This is a genomic window from Psychrobacter sp. CX18, assembly GCF_057396215.1.
The window spans coordinates 68,216-93,902 of sequence record NZ_JBXYJH010000007.1 but is presented as its reverse complement, the minus strand read 5'-3'; the positions used below and the strand labels follow the sequence as shown (position 1 = coordinate 93,902).

Here is a 25,687-nt window from a genome sequence, read left to right as displayed (position 1 = left end):
CACTTAATCTAACTCATGCAATCGAATTCGTACCACATCAGCTGTAATTTCTGGTAAGGCCTCTATCTTATTAATGGCGACGTTCATCTGACTTTCAATAACCGGTAATGTAAGTATGATGATCGGTACTTGGCCTTTTTGATGAGCAGGCTTCTGTAATATCGCATCGATGTTAATACCAGCATCACTCAAAATACGAGTCACATCGGCCAATACCCCTGGTGTATCAGTGGCTTGCAGTCGTAAATAGTATCCTGTCACCATCTCGTCTGCCGGTAAGATAGGAGTATCTGATAGCGCATCAGGAATAAATGCCAAATGCGGCACATGATGTCCTTGGTCCTCAACAGTCAGTACACGAATCAGATCCATCACATCGGCCATCACAGCAGAAGCAGTGGCACCGGCACCGGCACCATCACCGTAATAAAGGGTCTGACCTAATGGGTGAGAATTCACCAATACGGCATTCTTAACACCGTTGACATTTGCAAGTAACTTGTCTTGAGGAATGAGTGTAGGGTGTACTCGCAGCTCAATACCTGTTACCGGTTTATTAACCTCATTACTGTTTGACGCACTAATTAAGGTACTGTTTGAAGTGTTATTTAAAGTATTATTTGAGTCTGCATATCGACGTACCGCAAAGCCTAAATGCTTTATGCGGTAGCCCAGTTCTTCTGCATATGTGACATCTTGTAGGGTGATATTTGTGATACCTTCACAATAAACTTTGTCAAACTGTAGGGGGATACCAAAAGCAATCGAAGCCAACAAAGCAAGTTTATGCGCCGCATCAATACCTTCTACATCAAAAGTAGGATCAGCTTCGGCATAGCCAAGAGCTTGAGCCTCAGCAAGCACATCATCAAAGTCACGACCTTTATCACGCATCTCTGACATAATAAAGTTGCCAGTACCATTGATAATACCTGTTAACCAGTCGACCTTATTCGCAGCCAACGCTTCGCGCATGACTTTAATAATAGGAATACCACCAGCAACCGCTGCTTCATAAGCCACATGCACGTTATGTTGGTCTGCTAACGCAAAAATTTCATTGCCATGTTCGGCAAGAAGCGCTTTATTGGCAGTGACCACGTGCTTGCCACTTTTTATAGCATGAGTAATGACGTCTTTGGCAACCGTCAACCCCCCAATAACTTCAATGACTATGTCAACATCATCGCTTTCAACAATGGCCATCAAATCACCGTTTTGTTTGATGGTTTGATCTATATCATCGCGTTGACGACGGGTGCCAACTTGGCTAATGACGATGTCATGGCCGCTACGTCTTTTAAGCTCTGACAAGTTGTCTTTAAGAAGGTCTAGCACACCCGTTCCTACGGTGCCAAGCCCTAATATGGCAAGTTTAATAGATTTACTCACGGTATCCTCAGTAGTATTGTTAAACGTTATTATAGAGAGTAGATCGAATTTTGACTGATAGCTAAATATAGTAACAGCGAAAATCTAGCGTATCATTATATAGGTAGTTTTATACAGATAGTTGCCCTCTCATACTAAAAATATGAATATAGTCGTATTTTAGCTAAAGCGCTATGGTGTCAACCACCTTCAGACGAGTAGTGTAGTGCATGAAATGGGCTGACCTCATGATCTCTTATCTGCCTATGACTAATAGTACATTCTTTCATTTAAATAGAGTAGATAAACATTCAATAGACTTAAGATTAAAGTTACCATGGTAGAGGTCTAAAAGTAACTTAGCGGTGGTCAATTTAACTGACGCTTTAGTCTAAAACGGTCCTTATATTAGCAGTCTATGAAAAGCGAATAAAGGTCTAACCCTTTTAATGCCTTTATTATAAAATAACCTATCTTCGTTGTGCTTACTGAGTTGTGCTTACTGAACTCATTATTGGTCACGTTTGATTTAGGGGTTTACTAAAAAAAGGACCTGTCAATGACAGATCCTTTATTAAGTTGGAAATTGCAAAACTCTATAACCTATCTCAACATTATGCTCAGGTGGTCCATAATGCACAGTCTAATAAAAGAAGCTATTAATTATTAATAGCCGCCTCCGCTAGTTGCTTAGCAGGCAAATAACCACCAATCTGTTGCCCTGATTCTGTAAATATAGCAGGCGTACCACTCACTCCTAAGCTCATACCAAGCTTAATATGCGACATAATGGGACTATTACATTTAGGAGCTGAAATAGGTTGTCCAGATTTGGCCTGATTCATGGCTGAATTTCGATTACTACTACACCAGATAGCTTCCATTTTTGGAATACTTTTTTCACTGCGAGGCCATGCTAAATAGCGAACTTCGACGCCTAAGTTATTTATTTCAGCCATTTCTGAGTGAAGCTTCGTACAGTAAGGGCAATCTGCATCGGTGAAGACATAAACCACTGCTTTGGTATCCCCTTTAGCGGGATAGATGATTAATTCATCTTTATCGACCGCTGCCAGCTTTTCTCTTGCAGTATTTGCGACCAATTCCGCACTGATATCTACAGGGCGTGATTGACCAATCTCAACAATCTGACCTTGGATAATATGACGACCTTCTTTGTCGGTAAAAAATGCAGGTATACCTTCGCCAGTCACCCAGTAAATATTGTTCATTTTGGTGGGAATAGCCGCATAGATTTTTTGATTAAATCCAGACGCTTTAAAGTTCGCTTCCAAAGCGGCAACGACTTCAGGGTCTGATTTGGGGATCTCATTTGATGTGGACTGGACGTTTAAAGCAGTTTTAGAGCTAGTAATCTCACTTGATTTGGCTTCAGTACTATTACTATTACAGCCTGCGACCGCAATAACCAATGCTAATAAACCTAATTTTGATAATTTAAAAGAATGATCGAAACGGTGTCGGCTAAATAATTGATTCATAACTGTCATCTCTTAATAGATATCTTTTAGAATATAGGGTTTTAAAGTATGATTTGATCTAAAGCTATGGTTTGATAAAAAAAGCGTATTAATCAAAATTAAGAATTCTATTGTTATATGACTGACGCAAAATTAAAATTTTCATCGTCGATAATTATCGTTTTGCACGGTCTATAAGGCAGAGCCAGACGTTAAATAAATAAACCCCAGTCACCTATCAATTCAATAAGTGTCTAAATATTATTATTTGCGAAAGTCCTATTTTACAATTAGACATTTATAGCATTAATTAAACATCAAGTTTAGCATATTCTAAATAAGTTATATGCTAGATAAACGAAAGCCCTACTATGGTTTACAGTAAGGCATTAAAGGTAAATATTACGTTTATAAATATTACCTTATGACGCTACTTACTCACTCTAGGCGGTAATCCTGTATGCTGTGTCTGGAAGTTGCCTTTTTGCACTTTTTTGCGTTGATTTCTAACAGGCTTAGATTCTGAGCTTTTGCGAGAATTAGCCCCTTTTCCTGAATTAGGTTTATTGCTACGCTTCACTGAATCTGATCCTACACGGCTGTTTTTCTTACGTGCTGACTGATAAGTGTCTTGACTGTCTCTACCTTCTAAGCGTGAATTAAAGGGAGGCACCAGACAATGACGCGCTGTCCCGATTAAATCTTCTCGGCCCAAACGTTTTAAAGCAGCACGAAGCATGCCCCAGTTTTTAGGATCATGATAACGTAGGAAGGCTTTATGCAATTTACGCTGTTTGCCTGACTTGACGATTTCAACATCGCCCTCACTACGAGTCACTTTATGTAGCGGATCTTTGTGCGTGTGATACATGGTGGTCGCAGTCGCCATTGGGCTAGGGTAGAATGCCTGTACTTGATCGGTTCTAAAGTCGTTACGTTTTAGCCACAGCGCTAGATTCATCATGTCTTCATCTGTCGTACCCGGATGAGCGGCAATGAAATAAGGAATCAGATATTGCTCTTTACCGGCCTCTTGACTGTACTGCTCAAACATTTGTTTAAACGTATCGTACGAACCCATACCCGGCTTCATCATCTTCGATAACACATTGGTCTCAGAATGCTCAGGCGCAATCTTTAAATAGCCACCAACATGATGCGTCACCAGCTCTTTAACATATTCAGGATCTTTTACCGCTAAGTCATATCGTAGCCCTGAGGCTATCAGGATTTTCTTTACGCCTTTAATATCACGGGCTTTACGATATAGTTTGGTCAAGTTACTATGATCGGTCAGTAAATTTTCACAAATATCAGGATATACGCAAGAGGGTTTACGACAGTTCTTCTCTATCGTCTCATCTTTACAGCTTAGGCGATACATATTGGCAGTGGGGCCACCAAGGTCTGATATCACCCCAGTAAAGTTAGGTGCGGTATCACGAATGGCTTCTACTTCTCGCAGAATAGACTCTTCAGAACGGCTTTGAATAATGCGTCCTTCATGCTCGGTAATTGAGCAGAACGTACAGCCGCCAAAACAGCCACGCATAATATTGACCGAAAACTTAATCATATCAAACGCAGGAATACGCGCATCGCCATAACTTGGATGCGGGACTCGCTGGTAAGGCAAATCAAACACATAATCCATCTCTTCCATAGACAGTGGAATAGGCGGCGGATTCAACCAAACATCGATGTCCGTTTTTGAATTACCACCACCAGTGCCATGACGCTGCACAAGCGCACGGGCATTGCCGGGGTTGGTTTCCATATGCAAGATACGATTGGCATGGGCATAGAGAACTGGGTCAGATTTGACCTGTTCATAATCGGGCAGGCGAATGACCGTTTTCTCACGAGGCGGTAGTTTTAGTTTGTGTTTTCTTGCCGTTTTAGGTTTATTATGTTCTGACAGACTACTTTGCGTTTGTTGGTCATTATTTTTCGGAGTCTCAAGACCAACCATTTTTACTACCTGAACATCATCATTCACTTGGTCGGCATTAATGACCTTATTCTCTACAGGCTCTGACTTAAAGCCTTTATATTGACGCTCCATAGATGACAGGCTTTCTTTTATGCTGTCCTTTTTGCTTTGGTTATAACCACTCTCAGTAATGCCTTTCTCTTTTTCAATAGAGCAACTGTCTAAGTCTTCTGTCATCACATAAGGATTAATAATTGGATCGACACGGCCCACGGTATCCACATCGTTACTAGCGACCTCAACCATACCAGCCTTCCAGTGACGACGAGATGGCGTAAGCAGATAAGCCGTACCACGTAGGTCGCTCATTTGCTCAAAGGTATAGCCTTTTGACAGACCATGCACCACATCCACAATCGCCCGTTCGGCATTGCCATAGAGTAAGACATCGGCACGACTATCTAGCAAAATACTACGACGTACTTTATCAGACCAATAGTCATAATGCGCGATACGGCGCAAACTGCCCTCTATACCACCGAGTATAATTGGCACATCGGGGTACGCCTCACGGCAACGCTGACTGTACACAATGGCCGCACGATCAGGACGTTTGTCCGGAGCATTACCCGGCGAATAGGCATCATCACTACGAATACGGCGATCCGCAGTGTAGCGATTGATCATGCTATCCATATTGCCAGCGGTAACCCCATACGCATAAACTGGCTTGCCCAGTTCCATAAACGCCTCTTTACTGGTCCAATCAGGCTGAGCGATGATACCCACACGAAAGCCTTGCGCCTCTAGCAACCGCCCGATAATCGCCATACCAAAGCTGGGATGATCGACATACGCATCACCCGAAATAATAATCACATCACAGGCATCCCAGCCAAGCTCATCCATCTCAGCGCGTGACATCGGCAGAAAAGGCGCAGGGTCATAGCAACTTGCCCAGTGCTTATCGTAGTCATATAAAGGCGTAACACCTTGTTTAAAAGCGGTGCGGGCAATGGTTTCAGCTGACATGGGGGTAACCTAGATAATGATTTATGAACAGAGATATGATAAATGAGGGTAATAAATGAAAGAGGGATAATACCGTTAATGTTACGCTTAAAAAGAATAACCCTCATTTTAACATGAATTTGCTTCAACTTGGCAACCATCCGAGTTTTGTTACACAGAAAAGAATGGGCTAGGGTACGATTACAACAAAGAAAACTTTAGTTATCATTATGATAAATTAATCATTCACTATAGCTTATAAAAAGTTAGTTTGTAGTCGCAAAATGCTAACAGTTAAGTAAGACCATCAATTAACACGTCAGACTTTATCAATACCTGTTTAGACTTATTCACACTCAAGCTAAAGTACAAGAGTATCTAGTGCACTATTAAGTGGTTAATCCTATGCTAAATCCTATCACTCTTATATCGACTTTATTAATAGGCTTAATAACCAGTCCCGCTTATGCCGGTTGGCATTCCTCAAGCATGAGTATCAACTTCTTTTGGCTGGTCATCGTCCCGTTTTTTCTCATTCATCTTATCGCCAGCACGCTATTGCATCTAAAAGGCGAATACAAGTCCCAAAAAGTAGCCTTTACCCATTCATTAATCGCATTACTGTTCCCATTATTAGGAATCGTGATACTCACGTACGAGTTTTTCAAAAACTTCCCCTATACCTACAATTATCTTGACGACTACGGATTAGGACTGGGTTTATATTGTCTATTGATGGCGATATCCGCCTTGCCCTATATTATGTCTCGCACAAAATCTTAAGACTTTAAGCTATGGTTAAAAATAAAATAGCGTAAGCACTGATATGAAAGCACTGATATATAGTATGAAGATATTGAAACGATAACTATTGGCATAATAAGCGCTATATTAATTGTCAATGTAATGATAGCCACTGGAGCTCCTCTCGCTTTTCGCTACTATCTTGGCTAGTACTGGGGCGAGCACAATTGATAAGTGTCGTTCCTGCTCGGCGATACCGCCACTTACCAAGCGCTCGCAGCCCAGTACTTTACCAAGTATATCCGCTTCAATCGAGGCTAAACCGCACCTAAGGCAGAGCTCATTATCTTATAAATGCTCATTAATTCAGACCAATCATTCTAGCCTTATTAATCGCATGGCAATAAAAAGCCCTAAGTCTTTTAAAGACTTAGGGCTCATTTATTTTGCTAATTTTTAAAGTAGCAGACAGCTAGAAGCTACTCCTTTCCCGTAATCCGCTTATACTTCGACATTAAGTCAGATTCAGTTTCAGGATGATTGGGGTCTTGAGGAATACAATCAATCGGGCAAATCTGTACGCATTGAGGTTCATCAAAATGACCCACGCATTCGGTGCACAAGTCAGGATTTATCTCATAGATTTCCTCACCCTCATAGATGGCATCATTTGGGCAAACAGGCTCGCAAACATCACAGTTGATGCATTCATCAGTAATCATTAACGCCATTGCAAACTCCTAACCCAGTGAAACATACTATTAACCCTATAGGCTATTATGCACCTATTGCCAATCATTCGCCCGCTTATCGTCAAATGCTTTTTGTACACATAGCGGCACAAATTTATCCACATCCCCATCAAGTTTGGCAATCTCACGAATCATCGTGGATGAGATAAAAGAATATTGCGGGGCAGGGGTCAAAAATACTGCCTCAAAATCCTCATCAAGCTCACGGTTCATATTGGCCAGCTGAAATTCATACTCAAAGTCTGACATCGCGCGTAGACCACGCAAGACCGCAGTCGCTTTTTGCTCTCGCATAAACTCTACCAATAGTCCCTCAAAGCCAACCACAGATACTTGCGGTAAGTCAGCAAATACCGTCTCCACCAATTCAACCCGCTCCTCAAAGCTAAACATGGGTTTTTTGTGATGACCCAATGCCACGGCAATCACCACCTCGTCAAACAATTTAACCGCGCGCAAAATTAAATCACGGTGACCGTTGGTAATGGGGTCAAACGTACCTGGATAAATGATTTTAGTATATAAAGAAGAGGTTTTTGTCATGGTGGTAGGCCGAGATAATGATTAAGAGATATAAGCGCCTATCGTAACAAATTTTGACGATGCAAGTAAGGTCATTAACCATACTTATGTCGAGTTATTGTGTTGAGCTATTAGCCTGCTACTTTACGTCTCTTATTTTATCGCGTTTAGCCAATACAATTAGCTTAACGTTCATTAACGTTTATTATGGTTATGAGTGAACTAAGTTACTAACCTAAGAATATGACTAAGCGAATAAGTTACTAACTTCCTCGCTAACTTTCCAACTTTGAAACCTCATAATTTCAAATATCATAGTGGGGTTATTACAAACAGATGAAATAGTCGTAGGGATTAATTTGTTATACTAACAGTTCGACCTAACTCAGTACGACATATATCTATAGTCGTAGGCAACTAAATGAGATTAGGGACACGTACGACAAGTGGCAGAATAAAAGCCACTTTGCCTTTAGAGAGACAATATTATGGCGAAAAAGAACAGAAAGCCCTCCAATCAAATTGCGGCGAATAAAAAAGCGCGGCATGAGTATTTTATTGAAGAGACGTTTGAAGCAGGATTAGAGCTTCAAGGTTGGGAAGTGAAAGCGATCCGTGCCGGCAAGATGAGTATCACCGAATCTTACGTGGTATTTAGAAATAACGAAGCCTTTTTGTTTGGTGCCCACATTCAGGCACTATTATCAAGCTCGACACACGTTGATCCAGACAGTATTCGTACCCGAAAGCTATTGCTTCATCGTAAAGAGATTGATACCTTATTCGGTGCGGTCAATCAAAAAGGCTATGCCTGTGTGCCGTTAGAAGTCTATTGGAAAAACTCGCTAGTGAAGTGCAAAATTGGCTTAGCCAAAGGTAAGAAGCTTCACGATAAGCGTAAGACACTCAAAGATAGAGATTGGGAGCGCGATCAGCAGCGTGGTTTTAAACAGCATTTGGATTAGATGCTTTCTTAATAATTTATACTAAAAAGCCATTCCTTGCAGAATGGCTTTTCTTATATCTGTCTACTAACTCGACTTTGCTTTAAATTCTAAGCGACTAATGGCTAAATTTAGCTTTAAAGCATTGTCACATATTCTTCAGAACCTGTCGGATGAATGGCGACTGTATTATCAAAGTCCGCTTTGGTGGCACCCATCTTAATAGCGACCGCAAAGCCTTGGATCATCTCATCTACCCCAAAGCCAATCCCATGCAATCCGATGACTTTTTCATCCTCTCCTAGACATACTAATTTCATGCGGCACTTTTGACGGTGCTGGGTCACGGCACTGTACATCGGGGTGAACGTCGACATATAGCATTTGATATTTTCTTTACCATGTTGGGCGATGGCTTGCATCTCGGACAATCCAATAGTCCCAATTGGCGGGTGGGTAAAGATAACCGTCGGCACCAAGTTATAGTCCAGATGTTCATTAGGTTTATTATTAAACAGACGTTCTGACAAGCGTCGACCAGCAGCAATGGCAACAGGCGTTAAATCGATACTGTTTTCAATAATATCCCCCACCGCATAGATGCCTTCGACATTGGTATTTTGATACTTATCGACTTTAATTTTACCAATGGCGTTGGTCTTAACTCCCGTCACTTCTAAGTTGATATTATCAGTTGAGGGTGCACGTCCCACTGCCCAGATTAGACAATCTACCGTTTTTTGATGCCCATTGTGCTTCCTATCTTCCAGACAGATTGTTAAAGTGCCATCCTCATTTTTAATGATTTCAGTGGGCGTTGCATAGGTATGTATAGTAATACCTTCCTTGTCCATCTCTTCAATTAACACATTGACGATATCATGATCAAATTGACGTAACGGGCTATGTTGGCGCACGTATAAATCAACCTCTGAGCCTAAGCTACGTAGCACACCCGCTATCTCAACCGCCACATAGCCTGCACCGACGATTGCTACTCGCTGTGGTAACTGGTCTAAAGCAAAGAACCCATCTGAATCAATACCATACTCAGCACCTTTGATATCCGGTAGGATAGGGTGTCCACCGGTCGCAATCAAAATATGGTCAGCAGTAATATACTCGCCATTGACCTCGACTGTTTTAGCATCGACAAATTTAGCAAAGCCGTGAATCACCTCAACGTTATTCTTACCTAGATTGGTCTCATAAGAGCGGTGGATATTGCCAATATATTTTTGACGGGTTGCTACGAGCTTGCTAAAGTCAAACCCTTTAACATCCACATCAAACCCATAATCGGGCGCATACTTATGCATCGCCTCAGCAACTTGCGCGCCATACCACATCACCTTTTTGGGTACACAGCCTAAGTTGACACAGGTACCGCCTAAGTGATTGGCTTCGATAATGGCACACTTTTTGCCGTAACTTGCCGCCCGATTGAGTGAGGCGATACCGCCGCTACCACCACCAATTGCAATATAATCATAATGTCTTGTCATTGTTAAACCTTTTTAGTTATTAGAGTACTAGTATAAAGAATATTAAAAAACCCCAATATTAGGGTCTATTTGATCATCCGTCTTCAAAGGTATCTGGTTTTAAAAAACCTATTCCAAACCAGATGAGTTTCAGGCAATCAAATGAACCTAAGCGCTTGAAAAAAAAGAACAAAAAAAACTGAAAATAACCGTCGAAAAATTGAGGCTACAATTAGCCTAAGTCTGGACTTTGCATTAGTTTATTGAGCTTAGGCTGAAGTATCCAAACGCCAATAGGAAATAATCCTAACAGAATACTATTCCCAATATAGCTCTTTAGTCCGACCTCAGTTTTCATTTCCGCCAATGTAATGATTTTACCTGTAAAGTAGAACACATAAATGATCGAAAACAGCATCAACCATTCAACCACGAATATCACGGGTATTATATTGAATATACCATCATACAAGGGATATCCATAAATAGTAGCAAATAGCATGGCCATGATCGATAGGAGTAAGCAGAATAGTATAATGGTTATGATGGCAGTTAATTTGAATTTAACCAAATCGAGATGAAGATATAAAGGGAGTTTTCGATGAATTTTGGTCGCTATTGCCCATATCCACATCATATAAATCATATGCGATATTAAAGAGGTACTTAGAATACTCACCAATATAGCGTTAAAAAGAGACTTTGATAAATCGTCGTTGACATTTTGCGCTGAGAATATCATGCTAAAGGCGCAAATCTGACATAGCGTCGGTATGACAAAAATCATTAAAAAAAGTTGCCAGTGTTTTATCGTTAGTAATTTGGTAAGCATGTCAGACTCTGAGTCACGTTAAACAGATTTATAAGGGTTAAATCAAGCCTAACAGAAACTCATAAAAACAGCTAATAAGTCTTTAAATAGTATTTAGATAATATTGAAGGTTATGGTTTATAAATAAGCAGGTTGAATGGCATATAAACTCTTCTTAGAGACTGGTAAAGAAAAATATCAAAAGAAATAACTCATTTTTCATTCGTTGTCGGCTGTGCAGCCATTTAAGTATCTATTCAAATAGCAATTCAAATAGCAATTCAAATAGCAAGCCAAACCGCACCCGTCTATTTAGTCCCCTTACTTTTCAATCCCCACCAAGACAACGCAGACACCATCACCGCTCCAAGCACCATTAAGCCCAACGTCACTACCCACTGCGCACCAGTTGGATAGTGCCACGGCGCCACGTTGTGAATCGCCTCGCTACTTAATGTCCCCAACGCATCCACCTTCCACGGCCAGACCTTCACCAATGAGCCAGCAATAAAACCCGTTAACAGTGCCAGAGTCCCTTGATAATAGCGAGACAAAAGCCACTTGAGTGCACGGGTAAACAACAATAGCCCCGTTATCATACCTGCCATTAACGTCACGATGACGCTAAGATTGAAAGTATGTACTGCCTCAAGGACAGCCTGATAGACGCCTAGCAATAACAGAATAAACGACCCCGAAATACCAGGCAATATCATCGCACATATGGCAATTGCGCCGGCGAAAAAAATATAAGGCAAGCTTGGATCTGTTGTCATTAATGGCATACTGCTTATACCAACTGCCACAATGATGCCGAGGACAAAGAGTGCACCTCGTGTCACATTCCAGTGCTTAATCTCTTTTAATAGTATTACCACAGTGGCGATGACTAATCCGAAGAAAAATGACCAGATAAATAATGGCTGAGTGTCTAAAAGGTGCTTAATCGTACCTGCCAAGGTAATAAAGCTCGTTGCGATACCCAATAGCAAACACAATAAAAACGTCGCATCGACTGCGCGCCATACAGCAAGCAACCCCTTAATGCCGCCCTGCTCACGATACACGTGCCATAAGCTTGGCCCAATGCTTCCGAGCGCATTGATTAAGCGTTCATAAATACCTGCGATAAGCGCTATGGTACCGCCTGATACCCCTGGCACAATATCGGCTGAGCCCATTGCCATACCTTTAAAATAGACGCCCAACAACTGTTTCGGACTGTCATTTTGATGCTCAGGGAGGTCGTGTTTTATGTTGGACTGTCGCGATTGCGAGACCGCTTCTTTTTGAGGGGACCGAGGTGAGTGTGATGCCGTCATCGACATTCCTTTCAAGTTCTGGTTTAAAGGTCGTCATCTTATCAGGCAGGCAGGGATTACGGCAAATAGTCTTTGCGAAAAATATATGAAAACAGTTAAAAATTATCAAGAGACAACAGCAAAAGATAAAAAGCATGGCCTCAAGATTTGAGTGCTTTAAAGGCTTAGAAATATGCGTTTCATAGGCAATTATTCTTTAATGAGTTAGCTCGGCTTCACGCAGGCATAGCCTTTGTCTTGCGAGCGGATAAAGCAGTGCTTTGTTTAAACCGCTCTCACCCTCGCACAAAAGCTGATATCGTGCGAATGGGCAAAGCAGTGCTTTATTTAAAGAGTTCTTACCTTTGCATTCACTTTTTCAACATCTAGGTAAGGGGAGTGAAGATTTTCAAACTACAAAGCCGTTTAGAAAAAACGTAATCTAGCTTTTTATGTATTACGGTAAGAAAAATAATCATTCTATAATTCAACGTACACTATAGAATGCAGAATATGTAGCGTGTGGTGTAGCGAAGCGAAACCCACGTCTTAAGTTTTGGCTATTATTATGAGAGCATTACTAAATCTATTTGGTGGGTTACGCTTCGCTAACACCAACCTGGCAAAGCCTGCCTGACTGCCACTGAAATTGATAACATCAAATTTTTTGGTGGTCGGTTTATTGGCGGGTCAAATCTTTCTCGTTAATCTCGTACTAAGTATTTTTCGTTAGGCAATTCAAATGGAGGATGTGGTGACATATAAATAAGGGTGATACAGTCACTATCAGTATCTAGCATGTAATGTAAGACATACTCACTGGTCTTATCGCCAAAAACTCCAGAATAAGTTGGGATACCGATGTGATAGTGCCAAAGGTTATATTTTTGAGCTTGCTTAACTTTATAAATCCATTGTGGATCGTCAGTAGGGACATTATCTGATGATTTATTTCTACCTTCTAACGAATGTAAGCCATGTTTTTTTACATGGCTGATAAAGCTGGCTATTTTTAGCTGGTCTGATTGTGGAAAGTTTTTAAGATAGGTTTTAAACGTAGGGGATAGGTTTACTTGCATAATACTTTATGCGTTTAACCAAGCTATGAAATCTTCACCTGTATCAAAGGTTGGTACTGGTATTGAGCCACTATCGATGGATTCTTGCATGGCATTGACGTCATAATGATAGGCATGAAGGTCATCGCTAATTATCGAGCTGGTTGGGTTTGAGGTAGATAACTGCTTCTTAAAATATTGTTGAATCTCTATATTGGGTATTACCGTCATCTGAGTATCATAAGCATGACGCCATGGTTCCTCATTATGGGTCATATCACGTAATTTCAAAGCAGAGTATTGACCATATTCATTTGCGACACGAGTTAATATTGCAATTTCATAATCATTAAAAATACTTAAATCAAAATCTTCAGTAGGCTTTATTGGATTTTTGCCAAAGGTTTTAAACTGATGATAGACGCTTTTAACCACAGGACCATGTGTCCAGCATTGAATAGTCTCATCAAATAAAGGTTTATCTAAAAGCGCTAAAGTGTAACCTTGGGCATAATAAAGTAGTTTTTGCAATTTAACATTAGATATTTGGTCCTTTTCACCATTGTAGGCATGATGTAAAAAGAACAGTGCAATTTGATATGCTGTTTTCATTATGCCTCCTTCAATTATAGTGAATGTCGTTATCTGAGCTTAATTATATCAAAGAAAGATGCTCCTATTGTAAGTTTTGGCTAAACGCAGTTTGTCAATGATAACTGTTTGAAAAAATTATATTTGTTGGGTGTCGTAAACTCCACCCGACCTAGTTACTATTCAGATTTAGTTGCGTGCAAAGTTAGAGCTTCTCGATTATTAAAAAATTCGGGGTTCTGGATGGGCTTAGTGGCAGCCTTTTGATACGCTGTTGATTCAAACAACATACTTGAGGTCAAGATTTTGGGTGTATATCGAGAATAATGATTAGAAACCTCAACCTTATTATAGTCGGTTGCTACTGGTCGACTAAATGAATAATCTTGATGGGTGTGAATGGCAAAGAAATAATCGCCCCTATCAAGCATATAAATATAATAGTTGGGTTTAGCATCTGGTGCGTACTGCGGGTCATAACGCTCTTCAATACTGTATCCAAGACCTGATTCTAAGTCATCAACAAATTGCTTTATATCGACGTATTCAGATCCGGGTAATTGATAGGTATATTGTTTTTGTCTAGGTGTGGCGATGAAGACTGTTGTGGTCTGATTATCAGAGGTTTGTAGAGGGTAGTGTCCTGTCTTATCGTGATAGGTTTCAATTAAATTAACCCAATATTTAAGCTGTTGAAGCCGAATAATGTCTGCATCTGCTTGAAAACCCTTATAGGCAGCTAACATCTCAGGTGAGTAAACGTCAGCTAGTGAGGGTCTATCTTTGTCAAAACTTGATGACAAGTTAGTGTTTTCTGAGTTTGCATAGCTAGGCGAACTGATGCCAATTGATCCAATTAGTGTTAATGCTACGCTTTTTGTAACGAGTTTAAGCCTTTGTTTGTGAATTGTGTTGGTCATGGTTGGGTCTTTTCTCATTGTTCTATGTAGGTGTTTAACTCAACCTTAACATTTAATTAATAATGTTGTCTTTATTTCATTATTTTAAGCTGGTCTTATTTTGGAAAGTATTTAAGATAGGTTTTAAACGTAGGGGATAGTCTTTAAGGGTTAACTAACTATTACAATTGTTTGAATAGAATAAGAGCAGGGGTAGTATTTTTTTTGAACAAAAGGCTATAAGATTAATTGCACAAACCTAATTTTTGCTTTCTTATCCTTGATAAAGGAAAATATAAAATGCTACATCCTAATTTTCGTCATACCTTTTTGAAGCCTGTTTTAATACTTACCTTAATTACTACGCCTTGCGTATTGCTTACAGGTTGTTAAATCAGTTTGAAGTGTTAAATTATCAAGATGCAGCTTCTTAGTTTCAAAGCTACATTTAATTTATGAGGAAAAAGCTATGCAACAAACACTTAAACAAATAGAGACTGTGATAGAAGAAAAAATACCGCAATTCATTAAAACGCTTAACCCGCCAGCGACAGAGTCTAATTTTGAAGCGCTAGAAGCCGTCATAGGTTCTAAGCTACCTGAAGCGTTTAAAACTTTCTATAGGTGGCATAACGGACAAAAACGGTCTCCTTATGTAGCCTTCCATATTGAAACGCATGAGATTTTGATGCCTATAGAAGAGATTATTGAATGGTATGAGGAGTTAAGTGGGCAACTTGATTATGGAGACATTGAAGAACAAAGATGGAGGAAGATTTGGGTTCCATTTACTGATAATGGGTCGGGTGATGCTACCTGCATTGATATTTCAAAAGAGAATTTTGGTCAAATAGTTATTCAAGATGGCTGGGATGAAGATGTAAAAGTTATCTTCGATTCTTTAGCAGAATGGCTGCAGGACTTATTAAGTAAGATGAAGGATTTTGACTATTCGACTTGGGATTATCTAGATAGGTTGTAATGTTTTAAGCCTTATTGTCAGATGAAGTAGGCTTTAATCAATCCATTCTTACCAATATTCTGCGCCAAAAACTTGATTAGGTTCAAGTTGATCTAAGGAGTTGTCGTGTATTTCATAAGCCTTAGCTATTAACTTTTCAAAATGAAGGTGCTCTACAGGGCTAAGTATATATTTAGTGATATTTGTGGTATATGACGCTGTATGATGCAATATTGCTTCATAGTGCAGGTATAAGCGATTGTCAAGATAGGATAATATAGCCTCGAGCGTAGTTTCTCCATACTGTCCATTTAAGTAAATATAATCTTTGATAACGGCTTTTTTTATAACATCCAGTTGTGTCCAGTCATATAGTAATTTATTGTGCTCAATAGAAGAGCAGGAGTTGGCATAGTGAGGCTCTAAAGGCACGCGTTCGAAAAAATTAATTAAGTTATTAGTTTGATAGACTTCGAAAATAGCCGTCGATTTACGAGTAAAGTAGTCTGTCTTAACATGAGTTAACTGACCTTGTATTATATGGGATTGAAGAATTTCTGATGGTCTTTTATCTGCCCACCCGTTTAGTTCTGAATGAGGTGGGCGCCATAAAATATAACTCAAACCTTCTTTTACGTTATCTTCTTCGTTAGGCTCAAAGGTAACTTTATAGTGTATACCCGTACAAGGCAGTATTATCTCAACATCAATAATAGGTTGCCAAGAGGCATCCCAATTAAGCTTTGACCATTGCATCGTTTGTAGTACGTGTATACTCATTTTTATTACTTTTTTAGTTGAAATCTAAGGCTAATATAACAAAAGTATCACTTAAAAAGGAGGCAGTAATGTATACATGAGCGTTAACCCTGACATTTTCACTAGTTTGAATCAGAATCTAATCAAATTGAGAACAATATCCAGCAGGTAGTTGAGGTTTCAGGCTCGGGATATTAGATGAGAGTTTATTTAAGATAGGGAGGTGGTGAGTTCTTCTGATTGGTAAGAGTGCACCGTACAATTATGTCTGCGTCAGTATTTTTTCAAGCTGTATTTTATATTTCATATCTGACTTATATTTTTGCGATGTTATCCATTTCTGTCTATTATAGTCTATTGAGTCTGATGAAATATCTTCGTATCCAGATTCTATACCGCAGCAAGGACAAATTTCAAACATTGGATATTTACCATCATTACTCCAAGGCATAAACTCATCATTGCTATAACCACATATTCTACAGCTATTTATCTGTTGGTTTTGCATTAAACTATCCTAGTATAAAATTATATACAGACTGGATTATCGTTAAAACCAATCAAAGAGTCCGATAATCATTCCTAATAAAATACATCCGATATAAAAGCAGTATCTAAATCTTCCTTCATAAACTATCTGTTTAAATGTATTAGGTGTAAACTGTACATTCTTAGAATGAATATTAGAATAGTTTTGTTCGAATTCTTTAGACGTACCTAATAAATGAGCAGTAGGCTGTGAATAATAAAGTTTAAAGTACTCTACTTTAGTGCCAACCGATAACTGAATTTCACCGTTATATTTAGGCAAGTCAGCTTCAAAAACTGTATCTTCATAACTGTCTTGAATATAAGCTTTTGCTAAAGTGTTATCAATCTCAATTATAGTGCCATCACTTCTATCAGGGCCCATGTTAACCTCTATATTAAATTTAGAAAATATGAATTTTTCAAGCGCCACGTCAACCTTGTAGATTTCTCATATATGTATCAGGCAGGTTGGCGTCGAGGTACGAGACCCAACATTTAATATCTATAACGTAACATTTACTATGCTTAAAACACTCATCTACAATCCAATGACGTTCATTATTTATAAGTCATTATGCAATATCGGCGATACTATCAACAAGGTGCGACTTACTTTTTTACGATTGTTTTGCAAGATAGGTCTAGCGACTTGTTAATAGCTGATATTGATATATTGCGCCAAGCCTTTCAAACCGTTAGGCAAAAACACCCTTTTTATATTGATGCCGTTGTTATTTTGCCTGACCATGTGCATCTGTTATGTACGATGCCACCAGACGATGATGATTTTTCTAAGCGTATTAAATTGATTAAGTATTATTTTTCGTACCATATTAAAAAGACGGAGCATATTTCAAAAAGTCGATTACGCAAGGGAGAGCGGGGTATTTGGCAACGTCGATTCTGGGGACACTGCATTCGTGATGATGCAGATTATCGTGCTCATGTTGATTATATTCATAAGAACCTCGTTAAGCACGGTTATGTGACGCAGGTTAAAGATTGGCAATATTCATCGTTTCATCGGTATGTTAATAATGGTTTAGTTGATATAAATTGGGGCGGATTGGTTTGATATATTGATTCATTTGTTGGGTGTCGCAAACTCCACCCAACCTACGGATCGTGCACAAATTTGATAAGGGTTAGTAGGTTGGCGTCGAGGTACGAGATCCAGCATATTATTGGTTGAATTAAATTGCATGGTGTTCGGTGTCGTTGCCTCCGCCCAACCTACGAGCTGAGTTTTTAAAATAGATTGGAGAGTAGAGCATGAGTCATGATATTTTTAAGGGACTGGATGAGGAAACAATAGCAAAGATTAAAGAATTGCAGAAAGTGACTCGTGAAAAAGATGGTGGTGAAGGCTTTGCTAAATCTCAACTAGAATTAGGGCAAATATTTTATAATGTCCAGGAATTTCATGAATCTAAAGTGTACTTTCAGAATATTAATCTAAGTGATGAAAAGGAGTTATATGCTAAAGCTCTGCTATATATAGCTAAGTTAAATATTGCTGAAAAAAAGGGTGGTCTGAAGTTAGAAGATATAGATGATTCTATTAAACTATTTGAGAATATTAAAAAAAGCTATTCTCGTGAAGTCTATACTGAAGCTCAATATGCAATAATTATTTTATATAGTTTGAGGGGGCAGTTGGATAAGTGCATTTTGCATTTAAAAAATATTAGTATCTCAGATAATCTAGAATTTTTCTCAAAAGCACATTACTATGTTGGTACAAAGATTATTAATCTCAATGATACAAACAAGATTAATATTGCAAAAAAATGCTTTGAAAATGCTAGTAATCATTACCATTACGAAGCTTACTGCTATTCAAAGATATGTGAGCTCTTACTTGATTCTAATACGTTTAAGACAGGAAAATTCTTAGAACATATCTTTGATAAAGTACGTCAAATACTACAAAAACTAACTATTACTTTTGAAGATTCTTTAGAAAGAAAGCTTGCTCATTATACAACAACAGACGTAGCCAATATTTTATTGAATTATAATGCTATAAATAATAAAGGTGGCTCACTGCGTTTAAATACTATTAATAATGTTAATGATCCTAGTGAAGGACATGTATTAGATCATTATCTTAATAGATATGGTGGTGAAGTAAATTATTCTCAAAATTTTGATGAGCGTTTTCAAGCTTTTGTAGGTTGTTTTACATTTAACCATAATAGTCTTAATCAGTTTCGCTTATACGGAAAACAAGATAATTTGGAAGCATCTGGTGTTAGCCTAGTTTTTAAGTCGAGTTTTTTTAATCCTGACAGTTTATCTAACGGAATTGATTTTTTACCCAGCTATTTAAGTATAAGTAACCACAATCAATTTACTACCTCAAATATTGAGGATGAAGTAGAAGTACAACCTCATGAAGTTAATTCAGATGGTAAAGTATCTAGTTTGCACATAATGCGATGTGTTTATGTTGAACCTGAGTCTAGATATGTGCAATTAGCACAAAGAAATGAGATTACTTTTTATAGAGAATTTCTTGATAAAAAAGTAGCTGAAGATAAATGGAAAGGCTATAAAAAATTTATTAATGATACAACAGATGAAGTTTCTGAAGCACTAGAAGAGCTAACTACAACTTATCAAGAGCTAAAAAACAATAATCCTGAAGCTTTTAAAGAAAATGTCGAGCTCATTAATAAAATTCTATTACCCTTAAAGTACTTAATTAAACACTCTGCTTTCCAAGAGGAGCAGGAATGTCGAATGATATACATTACATCTATCAGTAGCCTAGAAGTGATGATGGATTTTGGTAGTGCTTTATATATTGAATACGAACCTAATGTTAAGTCAAACTTAGATAAAATTTATATTGCACCTGCTGCGACTCACTACCAGCCATATCTCGCTAAATTATTAAGTGATACTAATGTCAAAATCGAACTATCTAATCTTCCCTATCGGCATACTTAAAAGTGTACGGCTACTTTAAATATCAACAAGAACTCGATGTTACCGCTAGCCCTGACATGAGCGGTATCCTACTGATCTGGGCGGATTGCGGGGACTTTGGCTAGAGGTGGTCGCTTGGATGATGGAACTCATCTAGTCTTAGTCCCCGCTCCGCCTAGACCAGTAGATACAAGCGGTTGGCAGGAATAGCTCCAACTTTACTTTTTAATATCGTTAAGTCTTAAGATATTTTACAGTTTGATATATTTCTAGCTCGTTTTATTGGTGCGCATGGCGACACCCTACACATGATATCTGTTCGTAAAACCAACAATCCCAACGCAAAAAAAAGGCTATTCATTGTGAATAGCCTTTGTATCATTATCTAATTATGAAATTGGATTTTAACCCGCAAGCATCGGCTTCAAAAACGCTCCTGTAAACGAGGCTTTATTTTCAGCAACTTCTTCAGGCGTTCCTTCCGCGATAATCATGCCACCATTCTTACCGCCTTCAGGACCTAAGTCGATAATCCAGTCGGCAGTCTTAATGACGTCTAGGTTATGCTCAATAACGATAATGGTATTACCCTTGTCCCGCAGTGCATGAAGAATATTAAGTAGCTTATAAATATCGTGGAAATGCAAGCCAGTGGTTGGCTCATCCAAGATATAGAGCGTCTGACCGGTATCGCGTTTGGCAAGCTCACGAGCCAGCTTAACACGCTGGGCTTCACCACCCGATAATGTCGGGGCAGACTGACCCAAGCGGATATAGCTTAAACCAACATCCACTAATGCTTGTAGCCGACGATGAATCGGCGGAATGGCTGAGAAGAATTCAGTCGCATCTTCTACTGTCATGTCCAATACTTCAGCGATGCTCTTACCTTTGTAATGTATCTCAAGCGTCTCACGGTTATAACGCTTGCCATGACAGCTGTCACAGGGCACGTACATATCCGGTAAGAAGTGCATTTCAACTTTAATTAGGCCATCGCCCTGACAGGTCTCACAGCGACCGCCTTTGACATTGAAGCTAAAGCGACCTGCTTTATAACCACGCGCTTTGGCCTCTTGGGTTTGCGAGAATAAATCACGAATGGGGGTAAATACGCCCGTATAGGTCGCTGGGTTAGACCGGGGGGTACGCCCAATTGGACTCTGGTCAATATCGACCATTTTATCGAGATATTCAAGCCCAGTGATACTGTCGTATTTATCGGGCACTAAGGTCGATGCGTTGTTTAATTGGGTGGCGGCCAAGGGCATCAGGGTACGGTTAATCAAGGTGGATTTACCTGAGCCTGATACACCGGTAATACAGGTAAAGGTGCCGATAGGAATGGTGAGATTTACATCTTGCAGGTTGTTACCTGAGGCGCCTTTTAGCTCAATCTGCATTGGCACTATCTTTTTGGGCTTGGGTTTTGCATTTTTAGCTGCTTTTTTAGCTGCCGCCGCTTTGGCTTTACCCATTGGCATAATACGTGCTTTTTCAGGCGGATTATTGAGATCGATGGTTTTGGCTTTATGACGGGTTTTAGGGATATCGATTTTCTTTTTACCTGACAAGTATTGACCGGTTAATGACTCATCGACGTCCATAATGTCTTGCATGGTGCCCTCAGCGATGACATGACCGCCATGTACGCCAGCACCGACACCGATATCAATCACATGATCGGCTTGGCGAATGGCATCTTCATCGTGCTCAACGACCAACACGGTATTGCCAAGATCACGTAGACGCACAAGGGTCTGTAGCAGACGGTCGTTATCCCGTTGATGCAGACCGATAGAGGGCTCATCAAGCACATACATGACGCCCATCAAGCCTGCACCGATTTGGCTGGCAAGACGGATACGCTGAGCTTCACCGCCTGATAGCGTCTCGGCAGAGCGAGCAAGATTAAGATAATCAAGCCCGACACTGACTAAGAAATTCAGACGCTCGTTAATCTCTTTGAAAATCTTGTCACTGACCTCTCCTTTGGCACCGCCCATGTGCAGATCGCTATAATAGTTTGCCGCATCGCCAATAGACAGCTGCACAATGTCAGCAATACCGCGACCGTCCACCCGCACGTTACGGGCTATCTCGTTTAGGCGGGCGCCATCACAGACGTTACAGGTAGTATCGGCTAAATATTTTGCCAATTCATCACGCACAAAGTTACTTTGCGTCTTTGCATAGCGGCGCTCAAGGTAGGGCAGTACCCCTTCGAATGGGGTGGTCTTTTTGGTTTTACGACCACGCTCATCGGTAAAGTTAAATTGGATCTTCTCTTTACCTGAGCCGTTTAAGATGATGTCTCGGTGTTCTTTTGAAATCTCTTGCCATGGTATGTCCATGTCGATATCAAAGTGCTTGGCTACCGTATTAAGCAAACCAAAGTAATAGGCATGGCGTCTGTCCCAACCATTGATCGCCCCTTGATTTAAAGATTTCTCAGGATTGGTCACCAGCTTTTCAGCCGCAAAATATTGACGTTTGCCAAGGCCGTCACAGGCAGGGCAAGCGCCGTAAGGATTGTTAAAACTAAATAGGCGAGGCTCAAGTTCCGATACCGCACGGTCACAAATTGGGCAAGAGTGCTTGGCGGATAATACTTGGTCGTCGCTATCTTGATTGGACGCGTCTGGGTTTGGGTTACCGTCCATATAGTGCAAAATCGCTAAGTCGCCACCAAGACGCAATGCGGTCTCTAAGCTCTCAGCAACACGGTTACCTAAATCATCACGCACTTTAAAACGGTCAACCACCACCTCAATCGTATGTTTTTTATTTTTCTCAAGGGCAGGCAGCTCATCCATATCATAGACGTTACCATCGACCCGCACGCGCACAAAACCTTGTCCCACTAGCTGCTCAAGCAGTACGATATGTTCCCCTTTGCGGTCACGCACCACAGGCGCTAATATCATCAGCTTAGTGTCTTCAGGCAACGCCATGATGTCATCGACCATTTCGGTGATGGTTTGTGCCACCATCGGTAAGTCATGCACTGGGCAATAAGGTGTGCCCACTCGGGCGTATAATAAACGCAGATAATCGTAAATCTCGGTAATGGTACCGACCGTTGAACGGGGGTTGTGGTTGGTCGACTTTTGCTCAATGGCAATCGCAGGTGATAAGCCTTCGATGCTATCCACTTCAGGCTTGTCCATTTGCGATAAAAACTGGCGGGCATACGCTGATAAGCTTTCAACGTAACGGCGTTGACCTTCTGCATAGAGCGTATCAAATGCAAGAGAGGACTTACCGGAACCAGAAAGCCCAGTAATTACCACAAACTTATCACGTGGAATATCAATGTTGATGTTTTTTAAATTGTGAGTACGTGCGCCGCGAATTTTAATATGTTCGTGTGCCATATAGAGCCTTTGTCATTAAAAGATGGTAATAAATGTAGTGAGTAGTTAAATGGTGGTAATAAAAACAGGTTAATAAGATGGTTGCAAAATATAAATGGCTAAAAAATAATTAAGCTATTTTAAGATATAAATTAAGTTGATTGAGTCGTTTAATATTATTAGGGTCTGTCCTAGAACAGTAAAATTATTCAAGATAGCAGTATGAGTTTTATTATCTAGCGCTGATTACTTGTCGTTGTTCGTACTTCAGGAGTCTGCATTTAAGTTCGATATTTAATAATCCATAATGACTCAATTAGATATGCTCTAAATTAAACGAGCACTAAAATAGACAACCCCTAAATAAAATAGAGTAATTGGAGTAGAATAGCCGATTTAGGCGCTCAAATATATATCAGTTGTATAAGTAGTCGGTTTAATAAATGTGTCAATGCGTTAGACTATTTATGGGTCTGTTATCCCTATAATTCAAGTACTGAGCTTAAAGCAATCATTAGCAGGCTCACCCTCTTGGCTCCTATTTTTGCAACTTATAAGGGGCGGTTTGGGTCCAATAATATGTATAGTTAACGAACTACTAAACGGTTACAGTGTTAACCTCGTTAAGCTGACTCCCGTATTGCTTGCTAAATTATTTGCTAATTGCACTCGGTTGCCTTGTAACCATTTTAGACTTCTTTGACTATAATTACTAAAAATCCGTCGTCTGTCACTGCCCATACTTATATTGAAACCATTATAATGACGTCGTGGTTCAGTAGGTGTAGAATAAAGCTTTAGGTGTATCATTAAGTGGGAGCAATATGAATAGCATCGAAAAACGAGCTATTGCAGGTATAGGTGGTATTTTTGCACTGCGTATGATTGGTCTATTTATGATAGTGCCAGTGTTTTCAGTCTACGGTCATAATTATGCTCAGGCGACGCCGCTATTAATTGGCTTAGCCGTCGGTATTTACGGGCTAGGGCAGGCGATTTTCCAAATTCCAATGAGCATGGCTGCTGATAAGTTTCCACGTAAGCCAATGATATTGTTAGGTCTGCTATTATTTGCTATCGGTGGTGTGGTGGCTGCGACCGCAGACAGTATTTATCAAGTGATTATTGGTCGAGCGCTGGCAGGGAGTGGGGCAGTATCTGCGGTATTGATGGCGCTATTAGCGGATGTGACTCGAGAGCAAGTTCGCACCAAAGCCATGGCAACAATGGGTCTGACCATTGCGACTTCTATTATGTTGTCATTTGCCATTGGACCGATTATGGTGGCAAGTCTGGGGATATCGGGTCTATTTTGGTTGACTACACTGTTTGCCGTATTGGCAATGATGCTGTTGTTTATCGTACCGACGCCGCTACGTGTTTTGAAGCATAATTTAGCCAATCAATCGATCAAAGAACAGCTTAAAGAAGTGCTGAAAATTGGCGATCTAAATCGATTGCACATCGGTATTTTTGCGCTACACCTGACTATGACTGCAATCTTTGTGATCGTGCCACAGCAGTTAGCTGATGTACTAGATTTAACCGTTCGTCAACAAGGGATGGTGTATTTGCCGCTCTTATTCATTGGCTTTGCCATCGCTATACCGTTTATTATCATCGCTGAAAAAAAGCGTAAAATGCGTCAGATATTTTTAGCAGCATTAATGGTGATTGTACTAGCGTTTGTCTGTTTGGCGCTCGGCAGTCAGTTAAGTGTGGGCTTGATCGTGGGACTAGGGTTATATTTCATCGGCTTTAACTTACTTGAAGCAACGATACCGTCTTGGATATCTAAAAAAGCACCGGTTGCTAATAAAGCAACGGCGATGGGCATTAATTCATCCAGTCAGTTTTTAGGGGCATTCTTTGGCGGTGCGTTGGGCGGTATGCTATTGAATCAAGGGACTCTGTTGTCTTGGGGTATCCTTGGCGCAGTGATGGCGGTTGCTTTGATATTAATATTCCCAATCTCGCAGCCCCCATATTTGACCAGTACCACCTTAGCGATTCCTGAACAGGCAGATATCCAAAGTTGGTCGCAACAAATTATGAATATTGATGGGATTGATGAGATAGTCGTGATGCCAAAGGATGGCGTGGCGTACTTAAAGTTTAATAAATTAAAACTTACTGAGGACTCACGACAGATGTTGTCGCAACTAACGGAAACTAGGCTAGATATTTGATTGAAAATTCTGTACAGTGACTGCAAAAGTACAAAAGCTTAATGATTATAAATTG

Annotated in this window: 21 protein-coding genes; 6 read left to right on the top strand and 15 right to left on the bottom strand. The window is 40.0% G+C overall.

From position 1 onward, the window contains the following. Window positions 1–3: 3 nt before the first annotated feature. From AC2SLT_RS07495 to AC2SLT_RS07485, 3 genes are all read right to left on the bottom strand, one after another. Window positions 4–1,392, bottom strand: coding sequence for a homoserine dehydrogenase (locus AC2SLT_RS07495; RefSeq protein ID WP_486547032.1), 1,389 nt, complete (start codon window positions 1,390–1,392; stop codon window positions 4–6). A gap of 638 nt (window positions 1,393–2,030) precedes the next feature. Then, complete coding sequence (locus tag AC2SLT_RS07490) at window positions 2,031–2,873, bottom strand: DsbC family protein (RefSeq protein ID WP_486547031.1); 843 nt, start codon at window positions 2,871–2,873, stop codon at window positions 2,031–2,033. 409 nt (window positions 2,874–3,282) lie between these two features. Next, window positions 3,283–5,817 carry a YgiQ family radical SAM protein gene (locus AC2SLT_RS07485; RefSeq protein ID WP_486547030.1) on the bottom strand — a complete coding sequence of 845 codons (2,535 nt, stop codon included), beginning with the start codon at window positions 5,815–5,817 and terminating at the stop codon, window positions 3,283–3,285. Window positions 5,818–6,201: 384 nt separating this feature from the next. On the opposite strand from AC2SLT_RS07485, the gene AC2SLT_RS07480 reads away from it, so the two are divergent. Beyond that, the gene (locus AC2SLT_RS07480; protein ID WP_486547029.1) at window positions 6,202–6,579 is read left to right on the top strand and encodes a hypothetical protein; all 378 of its coding nucleotides are present in this window, start codon (window positions 6,202–6,204) and stop codon (window positions 6,577–6,579) included. Window positions 6,580–7,019: 440 nt separating this feature from the next. On the opposite strand, the gene AC2SLT_RS07475 is transcribed toward AC2SLT_RS07480, so the two are convergent. Beyond that, the gene (locus AC2SLT_RS07475) at window positions 7,020–7,271 is read right to left on the bottom strand and encodes a YfhL family 4Fe-4S dicluster ferredoxin (protein WP_486547028.1); all 252 of its coding nucleotides are present in this window, start codon (window positions 7,269–7,271) and stop codon (window positions 7,020–7,022) included. A gap of 54 nt (window positions 7,272–7,325) precedes the next feature. After that, window positions 7,326–7,835, bottom strand: coding sequence for a pantetheine-phosphate adenylyltransferase (gene coaD / locus AC2SLT_RS07470; RefSeq protein ID WP_486547027.1), 510 nt, complete (start codon window positions 7,833–7,835; stop codon window positions 7,326–7,328). Window positions 7,836–8,302: 467 nt separating this feature from the next. On the opposite strand from coaD, the gene smpB reads away from it, so the two are divergent. Beyond that, window positions 8,303–8,779, top strand: coding sequence for an SsrA-binding protein SmpB (gene smpB, locus AC2SLT_RS07465; protein ID WP_486547026.1), 477 nt, complete (start codon window positions 8,303–8,305; stop codon window positions 8,777–8,779). Between the two features lie 116 nt (window positions 8,780–8,895). On the opposite strand, the gene gorA is transcribed toward smpB, so the two are convergent. From gorA to AC2SLT_RS07435, 6 genes are all read right to left on the bottom strand, one after another. Further along, window positions 8,896–10,263, bottom strand: a complete 1,368-nt coding sequence (gorA, locus tag AC2SLT_RS07460) for a glutathione-disulfide reductase (RefSeq protein ID WP_486547025.1) — start codon at window positions 10,261–10,263, stop codon at window positions 8,896–8,898. Between the two features lie 211 nt (window positions 10,264–10,474). Further along, entirely contained in the window at window positions 10,475–11,074 is a 600-nt protein-coding gene (locus tag AC2SLT_RS07455) for a hypothetical protein (RefSeq protein WP_486547024.1), read from the bottom strand. A 287-nt stretch (window positions 11,075–11,361) separates the two neighbouring features. Continuing rightward, the gene (locus tag AC2SLT_RS07450; protein WP_486547023.1) at window positions 11,362–12,375 is read right to left on the bottom strand and encodes a DUF368 domain-containing protein; all 1,014 of its coding nucleotides are present in this window, start codon (window positions 12,373–12,375) and stop codon (window positions 11,362–11,364) included. A 683-nt stretch (window positions 12,376–13,058) separates the two neighbouring features. After that, a complete protein-coding gene (locus tag AC2SLT_RS07445) occupies window positions 13,059–13,433 on the bottom strand; it encodes a hypothetical protein (RefSeq protein ID WP_486547022.1) in 375 nt (124 codons plus the stop codon). A gap of 6 nt (window positions 13,434–13,439) precedes the next feature. Continuing rightward, window positions 13,440–14,024 (bottom strand): Panacea domain-containing protein, encoded by a 585-nt coding sequence (locus tag AC2SLT_RS07440; protein WP_486547021.1) that lies wholly within the window; start codon window positions 14,022–14,024, stop codon window positions 13,440–13,442. Window positions 14,025–14,182: 158 nt separating this feature from the next. Beyond that, window positions 14,183–14,923 (bottom strand): hypothetical protein, encoded by a 741-nt coding sequence (locus tag AC2SLT_RS07435; RefSeq protein ID WP_486547020.1) that lies wholly within the window; start codon window positions 14,921–14,923, stop codon window positions 14,183–14,185. Between the two features lie 448 nt (window positions 14,924–15,371). On the opposite strand from AC2SLT_RS07435, the gene AC2SLT_RS07430 reads away from it, so the two are divergent. Then, a complete protein-coding gene (locus tag AC2SLT_RS07430) occupies window positions 15,372–15,884 on the top strand; it encodes an SMI1/KNR4 family protein (protein WP_486547019.1) in 513 nt (170 codons plus the stop codon). A gap of 48 nt (window positions 15,885–15,932) precedes the next feature. Here the strand turns inward: AC2SLT_RS07430 and AC2SLT_RS07425 are convergent, their stop codons facing one another. The 3 genes from AC2SLT_RS07425 to AC2SLT_RS07415 all read right to left on the bottom strand — a co-directional run bounded on the left by AC2SLT_RS07425 (window position 15,933) and on the right by AC2SLT_RS07415 (window position 17,583). Then, window positions 15,933–16,643: a hypothetical protein gene (locus AC2SLT_RS07425; RefSeq protein ID WP_486547018.1), complete on the bottom strand. Its 711-nt coding sequence runs from the start codon at window positions 16,641–16,643 to the stop codon at window positions 15,933–15,935. A gap of 241 nt (window positions 16,644–16,884) precedes the next feature. After that, the gene (locus tag AC2SLT_RS07420) at window positions 16,885–17,130 is read right to left on the bottom strand and encodes a hypothetical protein (RefSeq protein ID WP_486547017.1); all 246 of its coding nucleotides are present in this window, start codon (window positions 17,128–17,130) and stop codon (window positions 16,885–16,887) included. A 42-nt stretch (window positions 17,131–17,172) separates the two neighbouring features. Beyond that, window positions 17,173–17,583: a hypothetical protein gene (locus AC2SLT_RS07415; protein WP_486547016.1), complete on the bottom strand. Its 411-nt coding sequence runs from the start codon at window positions 17,581–17,583 to the stop codon at window positions 17,173–17,175. A 144-nt stretch (window positions 17,584–17,727) separates the two neighbouring features. On the opposite strand from AC2SLT_RS07415, the gene AC2SLT_RS07410 reads away from it, so the two are divergent. Further along, on the top strand, window positions 17,728–18,228 hold the full coding sequence (locus AC2SLT_RS07410; protein WP_486547015.1) for an REP-associated tyrosine transposase: 501 nt from the start codon (window positions 17,728–17,730) through the stop codon (window positions 18,226–18,228). 197 nt (window positions 18,229–18,425) lie between these two features. Then, window positions 18,426–20,108, top strand: coding sequence for a tetratricopeptide repeat protein (locus AC2SLT_RS07405; RefSeq protein WP_486547014.1), 1,683 nt, complete (start codon window positions 18,426–18,428; stop codon window positions 20,106–20,108). A gap of 383 nt (window positions 20,109–20,491) precedes the next feature. Here the strand turns inward: AC2SLT_RS07405 and uvrA are convergent, their stop codons facing one another. Next, on the bottom strand, window positions 20,492–23,464 hold the full coding sequence (gene uvrA / locus AC2SLT_RS07400) for an excinuclease ABC subunit UvrA (protein ID WP_486547013.1): 2,973 nt from the start codon (window positions 23,462–23,464) through the stop codon (window positions 20,492–20,494). A gap of 803 nt (window positions 23,465–24,267) precedes the next feature. Between uvrA and AC2SLT_RS07395 the strand changes: the two genes are divergently transcribed. After that, window positions 24,268–25,632: an MFS transporter gene (locus tag AC2SLT_RS07395; RefSeq protein ID WP_486547012.1), complete on the top strand. Its 1,365-nt coding sequence runs from the start codon at window positions 24,268–24,270 to the stop codon at window positions 25,630–25,632. Window positions 25,633–25,687: the final 55 nt, after the last annotated feature.